The 23,466-nt window shown below is 59.0% G+C and carries 19 protein-coding genes and 1 tRNA gene; 15 read left to right on the forward strand and 5 right to left on the reverse strand.

All coding sequences use genetic code 11. The annotated features are described in order from the left end of the window. The first annotated feature begins 75 nt into the window (after positions 1–75). From QP995_RS00630 to QP995_RS00645, 4 genes are all read left to right on the forward strand, one after another. On the forward strand, positions 76–1,278 hold the full coding sequence (locus QP995_RS00630) for an ABC transporter substrate-binding protein (RefSeq protein ID WP_070429338.1): 1,203 nt from the start codon (positions 76–78) through the stop codon (positions 1,276–1,278). Positions 1,279–1,308: 30 nt separating this feature from the next. Continuing rightward, entirely contained in the window at positions 1,309–2,484 is a 1,176-nt protein-coding gene (locus QP995_RS00635; protein WP_070546782.1) for a FecCD family ABC transporter permease, read from the forward strand. Continuing rightward, on the forward strand, positions 2,484–3,275 hold the full coding sequence (locus QP995_RS00640) for an ABC transporter ATP-binding protein (RefSeq protein WP_070546779.1): 792 nt from the start codon (positions 2,484–2,486) through the stop codon (positions 3,273–3,275). The genes QP995_RS00635 and QP995_RS00640 overlap by 1 nt, the downstream gene beginning before the upstream one ends. 93 nt (positions 3,276–3,368) lie before the next feature. Beyond that, positions 3,369–3,441: transfer RNA gene (locus QP995_RS00645), tRNA-Arg, on the forward strand. A gap of 195 nt (positions 3,442–3,636) precedes the next feature. On the opposite strand, the gene QP995_RS00650 is transcribed toward QP995_RS00645, so the two are convergent. The 4 genes from QP995_RS00650 to QP995_RS00665 form a co-directional block, all read right to left on the reverse strand. Continuing rightward, the gene (locus QP995_RS00650; RefSeq protein WP_049190085.1) at positions 3,637–4,659 is read right to left on the reverse strand and encodes a pirin family protein; all 1,023 of its coding nucleotides are present in this window, start codon (positions 4,657–4,659) and stop codon (positions 3,637–3,639) included. 91 nt (positions 4,660–4,750) lie between these two features. Next, entirely contained in the window at positions 4,751–5,479 is a 729-nt protein-coding gene (locus QP995_RS00655) for a LutC/YkgG family protein (protein ID WP_076771929.1), read from the reverse strand. Between the two features lie 2 nt (positions 5,480–5,481). Further along, on the reverse strand, positions 5,482–7,080 hold the full coding sequence (locus tag QP995_RS00660; protein WP_070866731.1) for a LutB/LldF family L-lactate oxidation iron-sulfur protein: 1,599 nt from the start codon (positions 7,078–7,080) through the stop codon (positions 5,482–5,484). Continuing rightward, a complete protein-coding gene (locus tag QP995_RS00665; RefSeq protein ID WP_070595721.1) occupies positions 7,080–7,868 on the reverse strand; it encodes a (Fe-S)-binding protein in 789 nt (262 codons plus the stop codon). The genes QP995_RS00660 and QP995_RS00665 overlap by 1 nt, the downstream gene beginning before the upstream one ends. 213 nt (positions 7,869–8,081) lie before the next feature. On the opposite strand from QP995_RS00665, the gene argS reads away from it, so the two are divergent. The 4 genes from argS (at position 8,082) to thrB (ending at position 13,476) form a co-directional block, all read left to right on the forward strand. Then, a complete protein-coding gene (gene argS / locus QP995_RS00670; RefSeq protein WP_284852809.1) occupies positions 8,082–9,734 on the forward strand; it encodes an arginine--tRNA ligase in 1,653 nt (550 codons plus the stop codon). Between the two features lie 65 nt (positions 9,735–9,799). Next, positions 9,800–11,218 (forward strand): diaminopimelate decarboxylase, encoded by a 1,419-nt coding sequence (gene lysA, locus QP995_RS00675; protein ID WP_049194100.1) that lies wholly within the window; start codon positions 9,800–9,802, stop codon positions 11,216–11,218. Further along, positions 11,215–12,549 (forward strand): homoserine dehydrogenase, encoded by a 1,335-nt coding sequence (locus QP995_RS00680; RefSeq protein WP_016422448.1) that lies wholly within the window; start codon positions 11,215–11,217, stop codon positions 12,547–12,549. Before lysA ends, QP995_RS00680 begins: the two co-directional genes overlap by 4 nt. After that, positions 12,550–13,476, forward strand: a complete 927-nt coding sequence (gene thrB, locus QP995_RS00685) for a homoserine kinase (RefSeq protein ID WP_005509404.1) — start codon at positions 12,550–12,552, stop codon at positions 13,474–13,476. Between the two features lie 45 nt (positions 13,477–13,521). Here thrB and QP995_RS00690 read toward each other — a convergent pair whose 3' ends face one another. Then, entirely contained in the window at positions 13,522–15,240 is a 1,719-nt protein-coding gene (locus QP995_RS00690; protein WP_049172045.1) for a long-chain fatty-acid--CoA ligase, read from the reverse strand. Between the two features lie 515 nt (positions 15,241–15,755). On the opposite strand from QP995_RS00690, the gene rho reads away from it, so the two are divergent. The 7 genes from rho to atpB all read left to right on the forward strand — a co-directional run bounded on the left by rho (position 15,756) and on the right by atpB (position 23,419). Further along, the gene (gene rho / locus QP995_RS00695) at positions 15,756–17,708 is read left to right on the forward strand and encodes a transcription termination factor Rho (RefSeq protein ID WP_069358826.1); all 1,953 of its coding nucleotides are present in this window, start codon (positions 15,756–15,758) and stop codon (positions 17,706–17,708) included. Positions 17,709–17,774: 66 nt separating this feature from the next. Further along, on the forward strand, positions 17,775–18,848 hold the full coding sequence (gene prfA, locus QP995_RS00700) for a peptide chain release factor 1 (protein ID WP_005509382.1): 1,074 nt from the start codon (positions 17,775–17,777) through the stop codon (positions 18,846–18,848). Next, positions 18,835–19,779, forward strand: a complete 945-nt coding sequence (gene prmC, locus QP995_RS00705; protein WP_070652908.1) for a peptide chain release factor N(5)-glutamine methyltransferase — start codon at positions 18,835–18,837, stop codon at positions 19,777–19,779. Before prfA ends, prmC begins: the two co-directional genes overlap by 14 nt. A 37-nt stretch (positions 19,780–19,816) precedes the next feature. Beyond that, complete coding sequence (locus QP995_RS00710; RefSeq protein WP_005509411.1) at positions 19,817–20,473, forward strand: L-threonylcarbamoyladenylate synthase; 657 nt, start codon at positions 19,817–19,819, stop codon at positions 20,471–20,473. A gap of 82 nt (positions 20,474–20,555) precedes the next feature. Then, on the forward strand, positions 20,556–21,788 hold the full coding sequence (locus QP995_RS00715; protein ID WP_224784249.1) for an MraY family glycosyltransferase: 1,233 nt from the start codon (positions 20,556–20,558) through the stop codon (positions 21,786–21,788). Next, on the forward strand, positions 21,785–22,234 hold the full coding sequence (locus tag QP995_RS00720; RefSeq protein ID WP_005509564.1) for a Cg1360 family ATP-synthase-associated protein: 450 nt from the start codon (positions 21,785–21,787) through the stop codon (positions 22,232–22,234). The genes QP995_RS00715 and QP995_RS00720 overlap by 4 nt, the downstream gene beginning before the upstream one ends. Before the next feature lie 390 nt (positions 22,235–22,624). Beyond that, the gene (atpB, locus tag QP995_RS00725; protein WP_016422455.1) at positions 22,625–23,419 is read left to right on the forward strand and encodes a F0F1 ATP synthase subunit A; all 795 of its coding nucleotides are present in this window, start codon (positions 22,625–22,627) and stop codon (positions 23,417–23,419) included. The last annotated feature ends 47 nt before the right edge of the window (positions 23,420–23,466 follow it).

Genomic DNA, 23,466 nt, shown 5'->3' on the forward strand with positions numbered 1-23,466 from the left:
TGACTGTTCACTTCTCTTTGTGCACCCTAAGTACCAAAAATTACGCAGAAATAAACAAGGCAGAAACTGAAACGCATGAGAGTCAATATTTTCGCCAAGGCTAAAACCGCGCCAAAGACCAAAACTCTGGCCGCAATCGGGTGTGCAGCGCTGAGCTTCGTCGCTACAGCATGCGGTGCGGACGCAGAGTCGAACGAGGCTGCCGACAACAAAGGAGAACTCACTGTCACTGATGTCGCAGGTCGCACTGTGACCTTCGACAAGCAGCCAGAACGAGTCGTGCTCGGTGAAGGCCGCGCCATGTTTGTCACCGCGATGCTTGACCAAGAAAACCCGGGTGACCACGTTGTCGCCATGGGCAGCGATTTGCATTCGGGCGCACCGTCGTTTGAAACCAAGCTTTTCGAGACGAACCCCGAGCTGAAAGACATGCCGACCATCGGCAATATCGCCAAGGGCGATGTCACAGTTGAAAACCTCATCTCCCACGACCCAGACGTGGTCGTCATGACCCTTGACCACAAGAAGGCCGCGGAGCAGTCCGGTTTCCTCACCAAGCTCGATCAGGCAGGTCTGAAGTACGTATTCACCGACTTCCGGCAAAAGCCCCTGGAGAATACCGCCAAGTCCGTCGAGCTCCTCGGCCAGATCGTCGATGAGCAGGACAATGCCAAGAAGTTCACCGACTTCTACACAAAGCGCGTCAACGAGATCACCGAACGTGCCGCCAAGCTCGAAGACAAGCCAAAGACCTTCGTCTGGCGAGCAGCCGGTCTCAAGGATTGCTGCTCGACCGTCAACAAGTCCAACCTCGGTGACCTTGTCACAGCAGCCGGCGGTGAGAACCTCGGAGACAGCCTCCTCGACACCGAATCGGGCGACGTGACCGCAGAGAAGGTCCTGTCCGTCCAGCCGGAGAAGATCATCGCCACCGGTGGTTCTTGGGCGCTCGATCCGAAGAAGCCGGAAGTGCTGCCACACGTCGAACTCGGCTACACCGCCACCCCAGAGACCGCACAGCGCACTCTGGAAGGCCTGCTGAAGACTCCGGGTTTTGACACCCTGACCGCGCCGAAGAAGGGTGATCTGTACGCCGCCTTCCACCAGTTCTACGACTCGCCGTACAACGTCTTCGCGCTCGAGCAATTCGCCAAGTGGATTCACCCAGAGGAGTTCGCTGACCTCGACCCGGTCGCTGACTTCGCCAAGTTCCACAAGGACTACCTGCCCTTCGAACTCAGCGGCACCTTCTTCACCGCGCTGGAGCCGACCAAGTAACCCATCTTCCACCATCGAAGAAGGAATCCGATGACTTACACCAATCTGCACGCTCCCGCGTCAGGGCTTGACGACGAACCCCGCGAGCCCACCTCCACCAACGACAGTGGCGGTCAAGAGTCGCAGCCCGCCACCGAACAGCACGAGTGTCCGTCGTCAAGCACGACCTACGACTCTGCGCGACAGTACCGACGACGCTCCGCCCGGAAGATTGCCGTTATTGCGGTGCTGGTGGGGCTGGCCGTGTGCGCGTTTGTAGTAGCGACGATCGTGGGGCCGATGTCACTGAGTGTGGGGGATGTCGTCCGGGGCATCGTGAGCCCGAATGATGTTGACGAAACCACTCGTACGGTGCTGTGGAAGCTGCGCCTGCCTGCATCAGTGATGGCAGTGCTGATTGGTGCAGCGCTGTCGCTTGCCGGTGCACAGATGCAGACAATCCTCGACAACCCACTGGCGGAGCCGTTTACCCTCGGTATTTCGGCTGCAGCGGCGTTCGGTGGGGCGGCATCGATTGTGCTGGGCTGGGTGATCATTCCGCATGCGCAGTTCAACCTGGCGGCCGTGGCCTGGGTATCATCCGTCATCGCGGTGGCGATTGTGGCGGCGGCGTCGGTATGGCGCGGCTCGGGTAAGGAATCGATGATTCTGCTGGGTATTGGTCTGGTGTTTCTATTCCAAGCGCTGTTGTCGCTGTTGCAATACCGCGCGACTACCGAGGCGCTCCAGCAGATTGTGTTCTGGACGATGGGCTCGCTCCAGCGCGCGAACTGGGTGGCCAACGGCATTATTGCGGCGGCACTGCTGATCGCCATTCCGTTCACCATTCGCTATGCGTGGGCGCTGACGGTGCTGCGACTTGGCGATGCCCGCGCAAAAGCCGTGGGCATCAATGTGGATAGGCTGCGCATTGCGACGCTGATTGTAGCCTCGCTGCTGGCGGCAACCGCAGTGGCCTTTGCCGGCATCATCGGCTTCATCGGACTGGTCGGTCCACACATTGCGCGCATGCTGGTCGGTGAAGAACAGCGCTTCTTTGCCCCGGCATCGATGGCGGCAGGCGCGGCGCTGCTGGCGGCAGCTCATGCGGTATCCATCACGGTGGTGCCGGGTGTGGCAGTGCCGATTGGCATCATTACCGCAATCGTCGGTGTCCCATTTTTTGTTGGCTTGGTTTTCCTGCGTAAGAGGACGGTGTGGAACTAATGGGCGTATTTCTCGATGTCAACGAAGTAGCTGCAGGCTATGGCAAGCGGAAGGTGCTGCGCGGGGCCTCAGTACGCACGCTGAAGCCCGGTACGGTGACGGGTTTGCTCGGGCCAAACGCTGCGGGCAAATCCACACTGATGACCACTCTGGCGGGGATTCGAAAGCCCATGTCCGGGGAGATTGCACTGACCCGTGACAATGAGCGGGTCATCGGCTCCGAACTGCGCGATGTGGTGGGCTACGTGCCGCAGGATCTGCCGGCTAGCGCCTCGCTGACCGCATTCGAATCGGTACTGGTCTCTGGTCGGCGCGCCGGGCGTCTGCGCGTGCGCGGCTCCGAGATTGAGCACACGGCGGAGGTTCTCCGGAAGGTTGGTATTGAGCACCTTGCCGACCGCTTCGTCGGCGAGCTCTCCGGCGGTCAGCGTCAGCTCGTCGCCGTCGCGCAGATGTTTGTCCGCGATCCCGAGGTCATGCTTCTCGACGAACCCACCTCCGCCCTCGACCTGCGCCACCAGGTGGAACTCCTAAAACTCGTCCGCGCGGAAGTCTCCTCACGGAGCTCCTTGGCGCTCGTCGCAATCCACGATCTCAATCTCGCAGCCCGCTACTGCGATGAGCTTGTCATGCTTCACGACGGCCACGTGGTTGCCCAGGGGAGTCCTGCTGACGTTCTCACACCGGATCTTTTGGCCCGCGTCTATGGAATTCGAGCCCGCGTGCTTAATGATGGAGGCGTTCCTGTGGTGTGTCCTATTGAGGAAGACCAGGTTTCTGAGGCCGCATAGTGCGGATTTGGCTGGGGTGCGGGGCATTTCGCTAATCGCCCCAGCCAAGTGGTAACATCTTTTCTCGTTGCACTTGTTGTGCTTGTGCCACACGCCCCCGTAGCTCAGTGGATAGAGCGCCGGTTTCCGGTACCGAAGGTCGGAGGTTCGACTCCTCTCGGGGGCACGTCTTATCCCTTAAGCGGTTAGGTTCGATTAGATTCGCCTGGTTGCTTGAGGGATTTTTGTTTCGGGTGTACCTGGCGGAAACGGGCCAATCCGAGTTACTGACTGCGTTTATGACAAAAATGACCCACAAAATGGCCTGAAAGTGTCATAAACTCACACAGTTTCACATGTGCAGCCCGTCGGGGGATCCCGGTTAATTGACCGGGCGACGAACCGTACCGTCCGGATAGCGGGCAAAGCGCCCCTCTTCAAAGGGTGCAACCGGATCGTTGGAATCAAACCGCCATGCGCCGAACTCGCCACGCTGGTAGGCATCGAATGCCTCAACGAGCTCTTCGCGGCTATTCGCGACAAACGGGCCATGCTGATACACGGGAGCGCCAATTGGTCGGCCTTGGAGGATGAGCGCGAAGGCCCCCTCGTCACCTGCAGAAATGTCCAGTGCCTCGGTTGAGCGCAGCACTGCGCCCTCTTGCACCAGCGTTTCGCCCTCGATAGTGAGCCTGCCGCGTAGAGAGTAGAGAGTCCGAATTGTCTCGGCATAATTGGTTGGTGGCAACGTTAGCTGTGCGCCCGGTTGCAGGCGCAGCACCCACACGGCTACATCGGAATCTGGTGCAGCGGCCCAGGATTCCGGTGGTGGAGCAAGCGGCTGAGTATCGCCGAATGCGCCCGCGATGACCTTTACGTCGTAGCCGTGGCCATTGTCATCAGTGCCGGTGACGTGCGGAGTGTCTTCTGTCCAGAACATCTGGAAGTGCGGCTTTGCCTCCTTGCCTTCGGGCGGCAGGTTCAGCCAAATCTGAAACATGTGGTGAGGATTGGGGCCGTCGTTATGCAGAAGCGGGAACATTTCAGCATGCGCAGTGCCTGCGCCGGTGGTCAGCCACTGAGTGTCGCCGTCGCCGTAACGAGCCTGTGCACCTTCGGAGTCGGTGTGGTCGACGTAACCTTCCTCGACAATCGAGATAGTTTCAAAGCCGCGGTGTGGGTGGGAGGGGAAGCCGGGGACGGTTGTGCCGTGGTACATGGACCAGCCGTCCTTGCCGGAAAAGTCCATGCCGATATTACGGCCGAGCAGCGAGGCATCTGGTGTCATGGTTGTGCCCTTGGCCTGCGGGTATAGGTCGTAATGGTGGACCGCGAACAGGAAGGGATCCATGCCGGGGAGCTGTGGGTTGTCGGCTACTGAGAACTTTTGAATGATTGCGCTCATGACAGGCTCCTTTGGCTAGCTAAATTCATCATCCACAACAAAATGTTGGCGTGTCAATCAAAATGCTAGCCAAGAACCGACCCGACTGTCTCTACTCAGCAATAATCACAATCAGCGTGCGCGGCCCGTGGACACCTTCGACTCGGGCAAGCTCGATGTCCGAGGTCGCAGAAGGCCCCGAAATCATAGTGATTGGAGCAGTGGGATCACTCTCGCGTAGACGGGAAAATGCCTCCGGAATGCCGTAGACGACCGTGGAAGCGGGCACAACGCAGATGTGAATATCCGGCACCAAGGTCAGCGCGCGGCGGCCAGAAGTGGCCGAACCGTCCAGGAAAATGGTGCCGGTCTCGGCGCAGGTGACAGCAGAGCTGGTGACAATCGCGTCGAGCTCGTCCAGCTCTTCGGCGGTGAAACCGGTGTCGACGCGAATCTCGGTGGTGGCCTTACCTCCACCAGACTCCAACCCCGCAACCCACTCGCGGTCCAGACCTTCGGGAATACCAATCAACGAGGCCCCGACATCAGCAATTGCCTTCTTCACAGCCTCATTGATGTCGGTTGCCGAGCTGCCACAGCGGCGCACGTCGGCTTTGTAATCGGCGATGCGCTCGTCGGCAAGCGAAATGATCTCTTTGGCCGTCAGGTCGGAGGAGCGCTCGTAGTCGCGGGGGATGTCGAAATGCGCGCCGGGCTCGCCAGGGATGATGCCCACGTCAGAGGCCAAGTCACGGCCTTCGAAGGCGATTTTCTGAGCATTACGGATACGCTCGAGGATTTCGCTCTTGGCAATGTTCGCGGATGCTGAGGAGTGGGACATAGCTAGGCCTCCTTGTTGGTCGCGTCAGACTTGCCGGATGTGTCGGACGAGTCAGATTGATCAGAACCCGATAGCCCATTAATCTTCGTCGGAACCTGATTGGCCGATTCGCGGGTCAGCTGCGCCGAGAAATCCTTCGAACCCCACAGTGAGCGGAACGGCTTCTTCGGCGGAACCGGGGTATCACGCGCATCCGACCACCCGCTGAGGAAGAGCGGCAGGGCGTGAATCTCGCCGTCCTTCAAACCGAGTACGCGGGCGAGGGAGGCCATCTTTGCGCTCATATTCCAGAGCTTCTGATTGCCCATGATGACCCCGAGCGTGGCAAACAGCTTGCCCTCCACCGGCGGGCGGTGTTCCGTGACCTTACGGTGGCGCAGCTCCAGCAGTGCCGCAGGGATGTCAATTCGCACCGGGCAGACCTCAAAGCAAGCCCCGCACAGCGAAGACGCATAGGGCAGCGAAGCATTCGGATCATCGTAGGAATCCATGCCAGTGAGCTGCGGAGACAAAATCGCACCAATCGGACCCGGGTAGACCGAACCGTAAGCGTGACCGCCCACGTGCTCATAAACAGGGCAGATATTCAGGCATGCCGAGCAGCGAATGCACTTCAGCGCTTCACGCCCAATCGGATCTGCAAGAGTGGCCGAGCGCCCATTGTCCAGCAACACAATGTGGAAATTCTTCGGGCCGTCGCCGTCGGTCGTTCCCGTCCACAGAGAGGTGTAGGGATTCATACGCTCGCCTGTCGACGACCGTGGCAGTAGCTGCAAGAAGACTTCCAGATCCTGGAAGGTGGGAAGCAGCTTCTCAATACCCATCACCGAAATCAGTGTTTCCGGCAGCGTGAGACACATACGGCCGTTGCCCTCTGACTCGACGACGGCCACAGTACCGGTTTCGGCCACACCGAAGTTGGCGCCAGAAATCGCAACCTTGGCCTTCATAAATTGCTCGCGCAGGAACTTACGGGATGCCTCGGCCAGATCGGCCGGATTGGCTTTCAGGTCCGGGTCGACTCCGGGGATTCCATTGAGGAAGATCTCGCGGATATCTTCGCGATTGCGGTGGATAGCAGGAACCAGGATGTGGCTCGGCATGTCGTCGGCAAGCTGAACGATGAGTTCCGCCAGGTCGGTTTCGCGGGCGGTGATGCCGGCGTCGGCAAGCGCTTCGTTCAAGCCGATTTCCTGTGTGGCCATCGACTTAATCTTGACGACCTTTTCTTCGCCGGTCTCTTTCACCAAGTCCGTGATGATGCGGTTTGCCTCGGCGGCATCGCGCGCCCAGTGGACGTGACCACCGGCGTTCGTAACCGACTCTTCGAACTGCTCCAGCAGTTCCGGCAGACGCGCCATAACATCGCGCTTGATGTGGCTGCCCGCGAGCCGCAGCTGCTCCCAGTCATTCTTCTCGGCTACGACATGCGCGCGCTTCTGACGAATCGAACGCGTGGCATGACCGACATTTTCGCGCATGCGAGTGTTCTTGAGCTCCTCGTGCGCTGCGGCCGTGAACCCGCGCGTACCGCGCAGATGCCCGACGTTGTGCGGCGCGCGGGGAGGAAGGGCTGGCATGCCGACGTTAATTGCGACCATTACTGTTCACCTCGCAGGGAAGCTTCTTGGCGGTTGTGCACATCAAACGGGGTCTCCTTGGTGGAGGCCAGAATCTCGGCCATATGGATGGCGTGCACGCCAGAGTCCTGGCGACGCAGCGCGCCACCGATATTGAGCAAGCAGGAAGCATCGCCAGCGGTGACGAACTCCGCTTCCGTAGCGCGGATATTTGCTGTCTTGTCGGCAACCATTGCAGCGGAAGTCTCCGCATTTTTCACCGCGAAGGTGCCGCCGAAACCGCAGCACTCCGCCGCGCCGGGTAGCTCGCGCAGATCGATTCCATCGACTGCGCTGAGCAGTCGCCACGGACGGTCACCCACCTTGAGTACCCGCAAGCTGTGGCAGGTGGAGTGGTAGGTCACTGAGTGGGGGAAGTAAGCACCGACGTCAGTCACACCAGCGACATCGGTGATGAACTCGGAGAGATCCAGCGTCTTGTTCGCGCAGGCCTGTGCCGCGTGGACTTGGGCACGGGTACCGTAGCGGCCCGCAATCATCGGATGCTGGTGGCGAACGGCGCCGGCGCAGGAACCGGACGGGGCGACAACGTAATCAATCGAGGAATCTGCAAAAGCATCAGCGTAGGTGTCCAGCTGAGGAAGGACTTCCTTCTGGTACCCGGTGTTGACGTGCATTTGGCCGCAGCAGGTTTGTTGTGGTGGAAAGACCACATCGCATCCTAGGCGCGTGAGAACTCTGGCGGTCGCACTCACTGCATCTGGAAACATCATGTCCCCGATGCAGGTCGCGAAAAGTGCTACTTTCACGGTCGCTCCAAAATGGGTTGAGGGGTAAGGCAATAATTTCCTACCTGAATGCTACGCCTAGACCCGGATTAAATCTGTTCTCAACCTGAATTCGGCTGGATCGTGAAAGCGGTGTAGGACAGCCGGAGGCGGTGGCCTGCAGATACCCCTCAAATCAATCTTTTGGTGGCTGATGTTTCCACGACCGCGATTGACCTAATAGGATAGGCAATCGTGAATCCTGCTGATCTTGCTGTACTAGTCCGAAAAGTCACCGTCGAGGTTTTGACTGCCCACGATGCCGATGTCTCTATCGTGCCGGAAAACCCGACCGTCGAGCGTCCGCGTAACCCTGAGCACGGCGACTACGCAACCAATATCGCCATGCAGCTGGGCAAGCGCGTCGGCATGGTGCCGCGTGACTTGGCAACTGAAATTGCCACAGCGCTCGGCGCTTCTGAGGGCATCGATGAAGCAACCATCGCAGGCCCGGGCTTTATTAACATCCGCCTGGCCTCCGATGCCCAGGGCAAGATCGTCGAGGACGTCCTGGCAGCGGGGGAGAAGTGGGGTCATGCCGACTTCAACTCCAACCTCGACGTGAACCTGGAGTTCGTCTCCGCAAATCCGACCGGGCCGATCCACCTGGGCGGTACTCGCTGGGCAGCAGTCGGTGACGCTCTCGGTCGTGTCCTGTCCGCCACCGGTGCCAAGGTCACCCGCGAGTACTACTTCAATGACCACGGTCGCCAGATTGACCGCTTCTCCGACTCCTTGGTTGCAGCCGCTCGCAACGAGCCGACTCCGGAAGATGGCTACGGCGGAGAGTACATCCGGGACATCGCCGCTGCTGTGCTGGAGAAGATCCCGCAGGCACTCGAGGGCTCTGAGGAAGAGGTCCAGGAGCACTTCCGCGCCATCGGCGTGGACATGATGTTCGAGCACATCAAGAAGTCTCTGCACGAGTTCGGCACCGATTTCGACGTTTACTTCCACGAAAACTCGCTGTTCGAGTCCGGTCAGGTGGAAGCAGCTGTCAATTCCCTGAAGGAAAACGGCAAGCTCTACGAAGCTGACGGCGCATGGTGGCTGAAGTCCACCGATTACGGTGACGACAAGGACCGCGTGGTCATCAAGTCCGACGGCGACGCAGCCTACATCGCAGGTGACATCGCCTACGTTAAGAACAAGTTCGACCGCGGCCACAACCTGTGCATTTACATGCTGGGTGCCGATCACCACGGCTACATCGCACGTCTGCGTGCCGCCGCTGCAGCGCTCGGCTACAACGCCGATGGCGTCGAGGTGCTCATCGGTCAGATGGTCAACTTGCTTCGCGACGGCAAGGCTGTCCGGATGTCCAAGCGTGCGGGCACAGTGGTCACCTTGGACGACCTGGTTGAGGCAATCGGCGTCGATGCTGCTCGCTACTCGCTAATCCGTTCCTCCGTGGACTCCAGCCTGGATATTGACCTGGGGCTGTGGGCTTCGCAGTCCAGCGACAACCCGGTCTACTACGTCCAGTACGGTCACGCTCGTCTGTGCTCAATCGGTCGCCGTGCCGAAGAGGCCGGTGTGACCAGCGAAGGCGCTGACTTCTCCCTGCTGGTAGAGGACCGCGAAGGTGAGCTCATCCGCACTATCGGTGAGTTCCCGGCCATCATCAAGTCTGCTGCTGACCTGCGGGAACCACACCGCATTGCCCGTTACGCTGAGCAGCTTGCCGGTGTCTTCCACCGCTTCTACGACACCTGCCAGATCCTGCCAAAGGCAGGCGAAGAGGTATCCGAGCTGCACCGTGCTCGTCTCGGCCTGGCTGAGGCTACCCGCCAAACGCTGGCCAATGCTCTGCAGCTGCTCGGTGTTACCGCACCTGAGCGCATGTAGTCGAACGCGCCCGTAAAACTACACCCCGTTGCTCCGCCCGGGTAACGGAGAAAGAGAGCTGTTTCGTGCCTATCGACGGCAATGGTTTCGAACTGGGTGGCTACACCCGACCCGACTCCACCCAATTTAATGAACTACCAGCGCATGTCTGGCCAACTACCGCCCGTCGTCGGGGCGCTGACGAAGAGAATCCCGGCTCGGTGGAAATTGGTGGCGTGAGCCTGGTCGACATTGCCAAGGAGTTTGGCACTCCGGTTTTTGTCGTCGATGAGCAGGACTTCCGCTCTCGCTGCCGCTCGATGGCCAAGGCCTTCCGCGGCGCGGAGAATGTCCACTACGCATCCAAGGCTTTCCTGTCGAAGACCATCGCCCGCTGGGTAATGGAGGAGGGGCTGCATCTCGATGTCGCCTCGGGCAACGAGATGGCTATCGCTCTGGCGGCGGGTTTCCCAGCCAAGGACATGACCTTCCACGGCAACAACAAGTCCACCGCTGAGCTGCGTGATGCTATCTCCGCTGGCGTGGGCAAGATTGTGCTTGACTCCCGTTCGGAGCTGCGTCGCCTGTCCCAGGTGGCGGCTGAAGCAGGCGTGGTGCAGGACGTGCTCGTTCGCGTGAAGCCCGGTGTGGAAGCGCACACCCACGAGTTCATTGCTACTGCGCATGAAGATCAGAAGTTCGGCTTTTCCCTCGCGTCCGGTTCGGCGCTGGAAGCTGCCAACCTCGTAGAAGAGGACGACAATCTGCGCCTGGTTGGTCTGCACTGCCACATCGGCTCCCAGATTGTCGATTCCGACGGTTTCATTCTCGCCGCCGAGCGCGTGTTCTCACTGGTGGAAAAGCTGGTCGAACGCCACGGCACTGAAATCTCGGAACACTTCAACACCCTCGACCTCGGTGGCGGTTTCGGAATCGCCTACACCGCAGGCGAGCAGCCCCTCGACGTTGCTCCGCTTGCCGACGAGATCCTCACTGCTGTGGACAAGCTTGCGCAGCGTATCGGCATTGCGACTCCGACAGTGGCTGTTGAACCAGGTCGTGCCATCGTTGGCCCGTCCATGGTCACGGTGTACGAAGTGGGCACTTTGAAGGATGTGACCATCGATGACGGCATGACCCGTCGTTACGTATCGGTCGATGGCGGCATGAGCGACAATATTCGTCCGGCGCTTTACGGCTCGAACTATGATGGTCGCGTTGTTAATCGCGAGGTGTCCGGTTCCAGGATTCCCACCCGCGTCGTCGGAAAGCACTGTGAATCGGGAGACATTCTGATTAACGATGCGAACTACCCGAACGACATTGTCGAGGGTGATCTGTTCGCGCTCGCTGCTACTGGGGCATACTGTTACGCAATGGCCAGCCGCTACAACATGCTGACGCGACCACCAGTAGTGTCGGTATGCGATGGTCAAGTGACCCAAATATTAAGACGAGAAACCGTACAAGACTTACTAAGCCTGGAGTGTGAAACGCCACGATGACTGCCGCAACGAATAATCCTGGAAAGGGCGAGGGCCACAAAGTTGGTGTCGCTATTTTAGGTCTTGGCACAGTCGGTACTGAGGTTTACCGCCTGCTCAACGAGAAGGCTGAGGACTTCGAGCGCCGCATCGGCGGACCGGTCGAGGTCGTTGGTATTGCTGTGAGCGACAAGACCAAGCCGCGTCCGAATGTGGATCAGGATCTTCTTACCGACGATGCTTTTTCGCTGGTTCAGCGCGATGACGTTGACCTGGTAGTCGAGGTCATCGGCGGCATTGATTACCCACGTCGCGTTGTGCTGGAGGCACTGCGTGCCGGCAAGTCGGTCGTGACCGCCAACAAGGCACTCGTCGCCGCACACGGTGAGGAGCTCTCTGAGGCTGCCGATTCCTCGGGTGTCGACCTGTTCTTTGAGGCAGCTGTGGCGGCAGCTATCCCGGTCGTCGGTCCGCTCCGTCGTTCGCTGGCCGGTGACACTGTCAATAAGGTCATGGGCATTGTCAACGGCACTACCAACTTCATCCTTGATGCGATGGACTCCACCGGTGCGGACTACGACGAGATGCTGGCAGAGGCCACCCGCCTGGGTTACGCCGAGGCCGACCCGACTGCAGACGTCGAGGGCCACGATGCCGCTTCCAAGGCAGCTATTCTGGCCAGCCTGGCATTCCACACCCGCGTGACTGCTGATGACGTTCACTGTGAGGGTATTACCGAGATCACCGCTGACGACATTGCAGCCGCCAAGAGCGCCGACTGCACCATTAAGCTGCTGGCTACCTGTGAGCGAGTCACGGACGAAAATGGCAAGGAGTCCATTTCCGCCCGCGTGTACCCAGCGCTGATTCCACGTCGTCACCCGCTGGCAACTGTGCGTGAGTCTTTCAACGCTGTCTTCATTGAGGCCGAGGCCGCTGGTCGCCTGATGTTCTACGGCAACGGCGCTGGTGGTAATCCGACCGCCTCCGCAGTGCTCGGTGACCTTGTTGCAGCTGCTCGCAACATTGTCCACGGTGGTCGCGCACCGGGAGATTCTACCTACGCTAACCTGCCGATTCTCGACTTCGGTGACGTTCGCACCCGCTACCACATCGACCTGCACGTCGACGATCGTGTCGGAGTGCTTGCCGATGTCGCTCGTACCTTCTCTGATCACAACATCTCCCTGCGCACCGTCCGTCAGGAAGAGGGCGCCAACGGCGCTCGCCTGGTCATCGTGACCCACAAGGCACTGGAGAAGGATTTGGAAGCAACGGTTGACGAATTGCGCGCCAACGACGCGGTTTTGGCCGTCAACAACGTCATTCGTATCGAAGGAATGGATATCTAAATGGCACAGGAGCTTTTCCCGGGTCAGAAGGTCACCGTCACGGTTGCAGGTTCGTCAGCGAACTTGGGCCCGGGCTTCGACACCCTGGGGTTGGCAGTTGCGCTCTACGACATCGTCGAGGTCGAGGTCATCGAGTCCGGTGTCGTCGTTGAGATTCACGGCGAGGGCGAAGTTGACCTGCCGCGCAACGAATCTAATCTGGTTGTGCGCGCGATTCGCGCGGGCCTTCGCGCCGCAGGTGTCGAGGCACCGGGGCTGAAGGTTATTTGCCACAACACCATTCCGCAGTCGCGCGGTCTGGGCTCTTCCGCAGCCGCCGCCGTCGCCGGTGTCGCTGCCGCTAACGGTCTGGCGGGCTTCCCGCTTACCGACGACCAGGTAATCCAAGAATCTTCGGTCTTCGAGGGCCACCCGGATAACGCTGGCGCATCGGTTCTCGGCGGGGCAGTGGTCAGCTGGACTGACAAGCCTGTCGATGGTCGTACCGCTCCTCAATACCGAGCAGTGAGCATTCCGGTGCATGAGTCCATTCAGGCGACCGCACTTGTACCGGCATTCCACGCCTCCACGAATGCAGTCCGTCAGGTGCTGCCGAGCGATGTTTCGCATGTCGACGCTCGTTTCAATGTCTCCCGTACTGCGGTTATGACCGCAGCGCTGCAGTCCCACCCGGAACTGCTGTGGGAGGGAACGCGAGATCGCCTGCACCAGCCGTACCGCTCCGACGTGCTGCCGGTGACCGCAGAGTGGGTCAACCGCCTGCGCAACCGCGGCTACGCGGCATTCCTCTCGGGTGCTGGCCCGACCTGTATGGTTCTGGGAACTACTGCAGTAGATGAGAAGATCTTGGACGATGCCCGCGAGGCTGGCATCAAGGTCATGGAGCTGGGAATCGGTGAGCCGGTTAAGGTCGTGGTCGACGGCTAAGCCGCCGCTGCGGCCAGGTGCCGAGCCAGTGGCTTAGCCTGCCACCTACTTTTCGCCCGGCCCCTTCAGTTTCACGATGCTGTACTGACCTGCGCTCAAGTGCGAGCGCAGGTCTTTCTTGTCGAACTTGCCCACTGAGGTCTTATCGATTGAGTCCACGAAGGCCCAGTACTCCGGCAGCATCCACTTTGGCAGCTTTGGTCGCAGTTCATCGCGGAGCATTTCAGCGGTCTCCTTGCTCTGTTCAACTTCCGGCATCAGCACCGTAATGGCCAGTGGGCGCTCACCCCACTTTTTATCTGGCATGCCGATAATCGCGCACTCGAGTACCTGTGGGCTTTCCATTACGAAGTTTTCCAGCTGAGCGGAGTAGATCCACTCACCACCGGAACGAATGACATCGCGAGCACGGTCATGAATAGTCAGGTAGCCGTCGTGAGTAATCGAGCCGACATCGCCAGTGCGGAGCCACCCGTCCTCGGTGAACTGTTCGCTAGCCTCGTCGACCTCCGCACCGCGGAAGAAGTGCGCGGTGCCTCCATCTTGAGCCTCCGGAGAGCTGTAGTAGCCTCCGGTGACCGTGTTGCCGCGCACCTGCAGCTCACCCTGGTTGCGGTCATGCAGGTCGAGCACGCGGTCGTTGTCATCAACAATGCGGAACTGCATGATGTCCGGGAAACGCCCTTGGCTGACACGGTAGCGTTCGCGGGCCTCACCGGAGGCGCCGTACGGAGGTCGTGCGACGGTACCGATAGGCGAAGTCTCGGTCATGCCCCAGAAATGGATGACATCGACACCGTAGCGCTCTTCCCATAGCCGAATCAGTGCAGGTGGGACAGGAGAACCGCCCGAGAAAATCTCCTGCAGACTCATACGCTTCGGAGGATTGCTGAGGTAGTGTGCCATGAGGTTAATCCATAGCGTCGGCACGCCCTGAGCTACGCGCGGCATTGAGGTTTCGATGATTTCTGCCAGACGCGGTGCGGACAGGTCCGCGCCGGGGAAGATTAGCGACGCCCCGCACATGAAGGAGGCCAGCGGCACGCCCCAGGACAGGACGTGATAAATGGGCACACAGCAAAGCCACGGGTTTCCATGCGAGATGGCAAAGGAGTCAGTGGTGCGCATATTCAGGCTGTGCAAGTACAGCGAACGGTGGCTGTAGACGACACCTTTAGGTGCGCCCTCGGTGCCCGTCGAATAGCACATGGCTGCACCGGAGTTTTCATCGAGCTCAGGCCAGTCGAAGCGGCTGGGGCGTCCGTCGATGAGCGATTCGTAGGAGTACCACGGGATGCCATCTGGCAGTTGCTCAGCCACGTCGGACAGATCACCGATACCGATAATGATGACAGCGCGGACGCGCGGGCAGTGGGGAAGAACCTCGGCGAGCAGTTCGATCTCGGTCGGGTCCGCGATGATGACCTGGTCATCGGCGTGATTGATAATGTGCACAATCTGATCCGGCATGAGCTGCTTGTTCAGCGGCTGGAATACCGCGCCCATGGAGGCGACGCCGAGGAAGACCTCGAAGTGTTCGGCGCAGTTGTACATCAGGGTGGCGATGCGCTGATCCCCGTCGATGCCGAGCTCATCGCGAAGTGCATGTGCCAGCGCACTAGCGCGCGCGGCAATGGCGGCAAAAGTGGTGGTCTCGGGGCCGTCACTGTTCCAGGAGGTCACCGGAGTCCGACCGTGAATGGTGCGACCGTATTCCACAATCTGAGCGATATTGAGAGGAATATGAGGCATCGTACTGCGCATGAGCTCTACAGTACCGACTCGCAGCCCCGCGACCTAGCGAAACGCAGGTGAGAACTAGTGTTGCTACCTGACTATTTGGTGACTATCCTTGGGCAGTAGGTCGTTTTCAATACGCGGCTAGATACGTACTTCTTCATGTACTCCGCTTGCCGTTGACCTTCGCAGTTGTTCACACAACGCGACGGCGCAACGTGACATTGAAAACACATAAATCAGTAGTGCGACTACATAGTCTTGCGGTGCTGTGGACCTAAAATTTCCTAACCATCTTCAGCCCGGACGCTCGGGTTTGAGATGCGGAAATAACGTAGGCAAGATGCCTCGGTTTAGTTTCAACGTCGAGGTCTTTTGCCTGGCTTTTTCGATAATTTCCCGTCAGCTGCGGCTACTTTTCCGCCCGTGGTAAAGGTTCGACGACGGAGCACACGCGGTGGCGGGCAGTAAGAGCGAAAAAGTGTCAATGACATAGCCCCCTGCAGAGAGTGACTGCAGGGAAGGTCGATGAAAGGACATCCGTGACCGATACGGACACCACTGCCACGGCAGGCGGCCCAGAGAATCTTGCGGCCCTCCGAATGGCAGAACTGCGTGAAATCGCTTCCAGCAAGGGCATTCGCGGCATCTCCGCCATGCGCAAGCATGAGCTGATTGAGGCCATTAAGAATGGTGCCCCGGCTGCTGGTTCCGCTCCAGCTCGGAAATCCCGCGCGAAGAAGGCTGCGGCTGGGGCTGCGGATACCGGCTCCAAAGCGAAGGATGCCAAGGAATCGCCGTCGGAAAGCGCGGATAAGGGTTCCAGTAAGAGCGCCGACAAGAGCGACAAGGGCAACGACAAGCGAGACGACGCCAACGCGGATGGTCGCGAGGAGATGTCCCGTTCTCAGCAGCGTCGAAATCGTCGTAACCGTGCTCGTCAGCGCGAGCAGGAGAATCAGGACGATCGCAGCAACGATAGCCGCGATGATTCCGATAACGGCAACGACCGCAGTGAGCGTAACGACAATCGCAACGATCGTAATGATCGTAATGACCGCGGTGATCGCAACGACCGTAATAACCGCAACGATCGCAACAACCACGATCGAGACAACGACGATGAAGGCCGCGGCAACCGCAACAACCGCCGCGGTCGCAACAACAATCGCAATAACGACCGCAATAACCATGACGATGACGGTCGTGGCAACCGTAACCGCCGCAACCGTCGCAATCGCCGCGACCGTCGCGGACGCGATAACAACGGTGGGGGACACGGCGGTCAGGACGAGATCCGCGAGGATGACGTTCTCCAGCCGGTGGCTGGCATCGTCGATGTGCTAGATAACAAGACCGCATTCGTGCGCACGTCCGGATACCTGCCGGGCTCTAACGATGTGCTGGTGTCCGCGCAAATGGTTCGTAAGTACGGCCTGCGCAAGGGCGACGCCGTCACCGGTCAGGTCCGCATGCCGCGCGAGAATGGCTCGGGCCAGGTCACTCATGGCAACGGCCGTAATCGCCGCAAGTACAACCCGCTGGTCAAGGTTGAAACCGTAAACGGCATCGATCCGGAGCAGGCAAAGCAGCGCCCGAACTTCGCTAAGCTCACTCCGCTGTACCCGAACCGCCGCCTGCGCCTGGAGACCGAGCAGAAGATCCTCACCACTCGCGTCATCGACCTGATTATGCCGATTGGTAAGGGTCAGCGTGCGCTCATCGTTTCGCCGCCGAAGGCCGGTAAGACCACGATCCTGCAGAACATCGCGAACGCTATCGCGACGAACAACCCCGAGTGCTACATGATGGTCGTGCTTGTCGACGAGCGCCCGGAGGAAGTCACCGACATGCAGCGCAGTGTCCGTGGCGAGGTCATTGCCTCCACTTTCGACCGCCCGCCGTCAGATCACACGGCAGTGGCCGAGTTGGCTATTGAGCGTGCAAAGCGTCTGGTGGAACAGGGGCAGGACGTCGTCGTACTGCTGGACTCCATTACCCGCCTTGGCCGTGCGTACAACAACTCTTCGCCGGCATCGGGACGAATCCTCTCCGGTGGTGTGGACTCCAACGCTCTGTACCCACCGAAGCGCTTCTTGGGTGCTGCCCGAAACATCGAGGAAGGCGGCAGCCTCACCATCATCGCCACCGCGATGGTGGAGACCGGCTCCGCAGGCGATACCGTCATCTTCGAGGAGTTCAAGGGCACCGGTAACGCCGAGCTGAAGCTCGACCGTAAAATCTCCGAGCGCCGCGTGTTCCCGGCAGTGGATGTCAACCCGTCGGGTACTCGTAAGGATGAGCTGCTGCTCAGCACGGAGGAGGCTCGCATTATGCACAAGCTGCGCCGCATCCTCTCCGCGCTAGAGTCGCAGGCTGCTATTGACCTGTTGATTAAGCAGCTGAAGAAGACCCGGAACAATAAGGAATTCCTGATGCAGGTGGCTTCTTCTGCACCAATGGCCGCCGACGTTGATGTGGACGACATGCTTTAGCTGGGGTTAGCCGCAAACCACAGCACCAACCAGCATTTCACCCATCACAATCTGAAGGAATATTCAATGGCTAATCAGGTTTCCGCAGTTGACGACATCCTCTCCGAATACCACGGGCTCGAGGCGCAGCTGGCTGACCCCGAGCTGCACAACGACCCGAAGGCTGCCCGTAAGGTCGGCAAGCGCTTCAATGAGCTGCAGCCGGTCATTCAGACTCACAAGAAGCTGACTGAGGTCCAGGATGACCTGGAGGCAGCTCGCGAGATGGCATACGAGGACTCCGAGTTCGCAGCTGAGGCTGAGCGTCTCGCTGCCGAGGCAGAGGAACTCGAGGAGAAGCTCGCCGACCTGCTGGCTCCGCGCGATCCGCACGACAGCGATGACATCGTTATGGAGCTCAAGTCCGGTGCCGGCGGTGAGGAGGCTGCGCTCTTCGCAGGTGAGCTCGCTCGCATGTACCAGCGCTATGCAGAAAAGCACGGCTTTACCACCGAGATTCTCGGTCTGTCCGAGTCTGATCTCGGCGGCGTGAAGGACATGACTATGTCCATCCGAGCCAAGACTCCGTCCCGCGACGGTGCGTGGAGCGTGTTCAAGTTTGAAGGTGGCGTCCACCGCGTGCAGCGCGTGCCGGTTACCGAATCTCAGGGCCGTATTCAAACGTCCGCCGCTGGTGTGCTGGTCTACCCGGAGCCCGACGAGGTCGAAGACATCCAGATTGATGAAAAGGATCTGCGTGTCGACGTCTACCGCTCCTCCGGTAAGGGCGGTCAGGGTGTTAACACGACTGACTCCGCCGTTCGCCTGACGCACCTTCCGACTGGTCTCGTTGTTACCTGTCAGAAGGAACGCTCGCAGATTCAGAACAAGGCCCGCGCTATGCAGGTCCTTGCTGCTCGACTGCAGCAGATGAAGGAAGAGGAGATCGCCGAGGCTGCCTCTGACCAGCGTAAGTCTCAGGTGCGCAACATGGATCGCTCCGAGCGCATCCGCACTTACAACTTCCCGGAGAACCGCGTTTCCGATCACCGCATCGGTTACAAGGCTCACAACCTGGACTCGGTGCTGGGCGGCGACATGGATGATCTGCTCAAGGCCCTCCACGACGCGGAGCGCGCTGAGCGTCTTGAAGCCGAGTAGCCCCACGCCCGCAGAAAATAGCTCGCCGACGTTACCGGATTCCGTCCGTACTCTCGGCGAGCTGTTTCGCTATGCGCGTCGCACGCTTGACGACGCGGCGCTGGCTTCTCCGGATGCCGACGCACGGGCGCTATTTGCAGCCGCAGTCGATGCGGGATCGGCAGACATTATCTTCCGCGGAGACGAACCGTACACCGATGAGGACGGTCGCAAGTATCTGGCCGAGGTACTGGCCCGCAGAGTGGCTCGTGAGCCACTGCAGCACATCCTCGGTACGGCGCCGATGATGAGCCTGGAACTACAGGTTGGGCCCGGTGTTTTTGTACCCCGGCCGGAGACGGAACTGCTTGCGCAGTGGGCAATCGATCGAGCCCGTGAACTGGTCGCAAGTGGCGTCGTCAAGCCGAAAATCGTTGACTTGTGTACCGGATCTGGTGCGCTTGCGTTGGCGATTGCCGATGCCGTACCCGAAGCGGACGTGGTGGCTGTGGAGCTCTCTGAGCGGGCACGGGCGTGGGCTGCGAAGAATATCGAGACGTACGGCGATGGGCGTGTGCGTCTGATTGCTGGCGATGTCACGGATATACAGCTGATTGATGCTGGCGGTGAACTCGCAGATTGGGTAGATGAGACCGACATTGTTGTGTCCAACCCTCCATATGTGCCCGAAGACACCGAGGTTGCGCCCGAAGTGAGAGCTGATCCGCACTCTGCGGTCTTCGGCGGCGACGATGGGCTAGATGTCATTCGACCTATGATGAACCTAGTGGATGCGCTGGTGCGGCCGGGTGGAGTCATCGGCATCGAGCACGATGACTCTTCAGGAGACGATGTCAGTTCACTGCTGAAGGACACCTGGGATTACGCTGATGTAGAGATCCGCCGTGACTTTGCAGGCCGTGATCGTTTTACGGTGGGACGCAAAAATTAATCTTAAAAGCAAACTTTGAAGCAGGAGCAAATATCTGATGAGCAGGATTATGGACTGCAGCACAGATGAAAACCGCGAACGCGCAATTGCAGCAGCAGTAGATGCAGTGAAGGCAGGACGGCTGGTCGTTATGCCTACCGATACCGTCTACGGCCTTGGCTGCGATGCCTTTGATAACCAGGCCGTTGCCTCCTTGCTGCGTGCCAAGCACCGCGGCCCGGATATGCCGGTACCGGTGCTCGTGGGTTCCTGGAACACGATTGAGGGGCTCGTCCGCGAATACTCGCCAGCTGCTCGCACGCTGGTGGAGGCTTTCTGGCCGGGCGGACTGTCGCTGGTTGTGAACCAGGCGCCGAGCTTGCCATGGAACCTTGGTGATACTGCGGGTACGGTCATGCTGCGCATGCCGCTGCACCCAATTGCTATCGAGATTCTGCGCCGCACCGGTCCGATGGCCGTGTCCAGTGCGAACATCTCCGGCCAGGCACCGGCCACCAATGCCGTGCGTGCCAAGCAGATGTTGGGTGGGGAAGCGGCTGTCTACGTCGACGGCGGCGAAGCCACGATTGGCACCCCATCGACGATTGTCGATATCTCGACTCCAGTGCCGCGGATTCTGCGCGAAGGCGCTGTGTCAGCAGCGGCGGTTGCTGAGGTTTTGAGTACGACGCCCGAGCGACTGCTGGGGCAGTAGTCTTGGCTACCTAAGGTTTTTCCTGTTTAATATCTGCAGCGATTGTGTGGGTGAGTAGTACCTAGTGGCGGACATGAGCTTATTGGCAGCCCAGTCGGGTGGGGCAGGTGTGCCCATCCGCGAGCTCGCCATGCTCGTTTTAGTTTCCGCTGCTGTCAGTTATTTGCTCACTGGAGTAGTGCGTTTTGTGCTGGTTCGCTCGGGCTGGTTGGATGCGCCCCGCACGCGCGATGTCCACGATATTCCGAAGCCCAGGCTCGGAGGCGTGGCGATGTACTCTGGGGTGGTCGCAGCTATCGCCCTTGCCTCGGTTATGCCGGCCCTCAACCGTGGTTTTCCACCTATGACTCCAGATATGAGGGCAGTTGTGGCGGCCGCGTCGCTCTTGCTAATCGTCGGTATTTGGGATGACCTCTTTGACTTAGATGCCCTTACGAAGTTGGTGGGGCAGGTCGCGGCGGCACTTTTGATGTCATTTATGGGCGTCAATTGGTATCTGCTCTATATCCCGTTCAGTGGCGGCGCCACTCTCATTCTCGATCCAATCATGTCCACAGTCTTGACTGTCCTATTTACTGTGGCATTGATTAACGCCTTCAATTTTGTTGACGGAATTGATGGTCTCGCAGCTGGACTCGGCATGATTGCCGCAGCTGCAATCCTTGTCTATTCGATGGTCCTGCTTCACGACCAAGGCGGAACCGTGTCTGCCTATCCACCCGCGATGATCTCCGCGTGCCTCCTCGGCGCTTGCCTGGGCTTCTTGCCGCACAACTTCGAGCCCGCACGCATTTTCATGGGCGATTCCGGTGCCATGATGATCGGCTTGCTGCTCGCAGCGGCATCGGTGTCGGCGTCGGGACGCATCGCGCCCTCCATGTACGGCACCGCTGACGTCATCGCTCTAATCTCGCCGATTGTGGTCGTCATCGCAGCAATTAGCGTGCCAATGCTAGACCTACTTCTCGCTGTCGTTCGCCGCGTCAGTCAGGGCAAGTCACCTTTCTCACCCGACAAAATGCATATTCACCACCGCCTCTTGTCGATGGGGCACAGTCATCGCCGCGTGGTGCTAGTGCTTTACCTATGGGTGTCGGTCGTCGCGTACGCCGCCGTTGCCACCACCATTTTCCCCTTTGAATTCGTCGCTCTCACCTTCGGGGTCCTGCTTATCATCGCGGTTGTCTTCACCCTCCGTCGTCGCAATGCGCTTGCCGACGACCGTTCAAGGGGAGCGCGTCCCAGAAGTGGAAGTGGGGTCCGGCAGGTTATAAGACGTCGACGTGGACGCAGAAGGTACAATCTTCGACCGTGACTGAAAAAACAACTCCGGAGCCCGAGTCTAAATACGATGATTCGCGGCGACCGCTGCTGGCTGCTGCTCGCTCGGGCGCAATCGCGCTCGCTGTGATTACCGTGCTTTCGCTGCTGGTCTGGGGTGGCAAAAACGGTATGCCCGGTGTCTGGGGCGTACTCCTTGGAGCGGGCATTAGCGGAAGCTTCGTATTGCTTACCGTTCTAGGCATCCTCTTTACTGCTCGAACTTCGCCGTCCGTTACGCTTGCCGTTGTACTGGGTGGTTGGTTGTTGAAGATTGTCGTACTAATCGGTGTCCTGGTTGTTATTAGAAATCTTGAGTTTTATGACAACATGACTTTCTTCGTCACTGTTGTACTCACTCTGATGGTGACACTCGGTGCAGAAGTGTGGGGAATGTCGCAATCTAACCTCACTTATGTGCAACCAATGAAGGACGAATAGCTCGTTAATAACTTGTTGACCTGCTGAGAGGCTGCAATACGCTTCTAAAACCGCAGGTAATAAGCATATTGTCCAGTTTGTGCAGAAGATGCCACAAATAGAGGCCGAAACCCACAGAGGGGGTCGGCCTCTTTGTTGGATTCGGGGTCGGAAACGCGGGGGTGTACCGGGTGGGGAAAATGAGTCAGAACTGTTATCCTGAGTTTCGGGTAAGACGGCCTGTAGCGAAATAACTATCATTTCCACAGGTACGGTCCCCGTGAGCGCCGTGCTGATGAGCGAATGGAATCCGCGGCGCGACACGTTAAATGACGTCCTTCGCACCGCTTGACAATAGTTCTAGCGGCCCAATCACGGGAGAGAACGCTGAGCGTTACAACACTTGCCGAGATGCGGGGTGAGTTTCACTCACCCAACTTGCAGGAGGAGTATTTCCCGGGTGAACAATTTGGCGACTTCATTCTAGGTGGCAGTGGCGACTGGTACGCCATGGACCGCCTGATGATTGTTCGTCTTTTGATGGCCGTGATCGTCGCCGTGTTCTTCGTCGTCGCAATGCGTCGTCCGAAGCTCGTGCCGACTGGTCTGCAGAACGTTGCGGAGTTGATGCTGGACTTCGTCCGCATCCACATCGCGGAGGAGATTCTGGGTAAGAAGGAGGGGCGTCGTTTCCTTCCGGTTCTGGCCACCATCTTCTTCCTTGTTATCTCGATGAATATTGCGGCTATTATTCCTGGCCTCAATATTTCGCCGAACGCCCGAATCGGTATGCCACTGGTTCTGGCCCTGTTCGCATACGTTGCCTTCATTTACGCGGGCTCGAAGAAGATGGGCTTCTTCAAGTTTGTGAAGTCGGCAGTCGTTATTCCGAACTTGCCACCGGTACTCCACCTCATCGTGGTGCCGATCGAGATTTTCTCCAACTTCGTTCTCCGCCCAGTTACGCTGACCATCCGTCTGATGGCCAACATGCTGGCGGGCCACATGGTTCTAGTCCTGCTTTTCGGTGCCACGAACTTCTTCTTCTGGCAGCTGAATGGTTGGACCGCCCTGTCCGGGTTGACCCTTGTCGCTGCGGTAGCATTCACGCTGTTCGAGATGCTGGTGATTTTCCTGCAGGCATACATCTTTGCCCTGCTGAGCGCCGTCTACATCGAACTGTCGCTGCACGCAGACGAGCACTAACCCATAACTAATGAGGCCGCAACTTCGGCAACAAGGCCTCGCAAATT

Origin of the sequence: Corynebacterium sp. MSK032, from assembly GCF_030232065.1 — a bacterium.
GTDB lineage: Bacteria > Actinomycetota > Actinomycetes > Mycobacteriales > Mycobacteriaceae > Corynebacterium > Corynebacterium jeikeium_D.

What these genes read in the sequence shown, in the direction of transcription:
- QP995_RS00650 (WP_049190085.1), bottom strand. Translation starts at nt 4,659, where the DNA reads ATGAGCGCAATCATTCAAAAGTTCTCAGTAGCCGACAACCCACAGCTC.
- prfA (WP_005509382.1), top strand. Translation starts at nt 17,775, where the DNA reads ATGGCTAATCAGGTTTCCGCAGTTGACGACATCCTCTCCGAATACCAC.
- QP995_RS00640 (WP_070546779.1), top strand. Translation starts at nt 2,484, where the DNA reads ATGGGCGTATTTCTCGATGTCAACGAAGTAGCTGCAGGCTATGGCAAG.
- QP995_RS00660 (WP_070866731.1), bottom strand. Translation starts at nt 7,080, where the DNA reads ATGGTCGCAATTAACGTCGGCATGCCAGCCCTTCCTCCCCGCGCGCCG.
- QP995_RS00655 (WP_076771929.1), bottom strand. Translation starts at nt 5,479, where the DNA reads ATGTCCCACTCCTCAGCATCCGCGAACATTGCCAAGAGCGAAATCCTC.
- QP995_RS00710 (WP_005509411.1), top strand. Translation starts at nt 19,817, where the DNA reads ATGAGCAGGATTATGGACTGCAGCACAGATGAAAACCGCGAACGCGCA.
- QP995_RS00690 (WP_049172045.1), bottom strand. Translation starts at nt 15,240, where the DNA reads ATGCGCAGTACGATGCCTCATATTCCTCTCAATATCGCTCAGATTGTG.
- QP995_RS00630 (WP_070429338.1), top strand. Translation starts at nt 76, where the DNA reads ATGAGAGTCAATATTTTCGCCAAGGCTAAAACCGCGCCAAAGACCAAA.
- QP995_RS00635 (WP_070546782.1), top strand. Translation starts at nt 1,309, where the DNA reads ATGACTTACACCAATCTGCACGCTCCCGCGTCAGGGCTTGACGACGAA.
- QP995_RS00680 (WP_016422448.1), top strand. Translation starts at nt 11,215, where the DNA reads ATGACTGCCGCAACGAATAATCCTGGAAAGGGCGAGGGCCACAAAGTT.
- atpB (WP_016422455.1), top strand. Translation starts at nt 22,625, where the DNA reads ATGCGGGGTGAGTTTCACTCACCCAACTTGCAGGAGGAGTATTTCCCG.
- thrB (WP_005509404.1), top strand. Translation starts at nt 12,550, where the DNA reads ATGGCACAGGAGCTTTTCCCGGGTCAGAAGGTCACCGTCACGGTTGCA.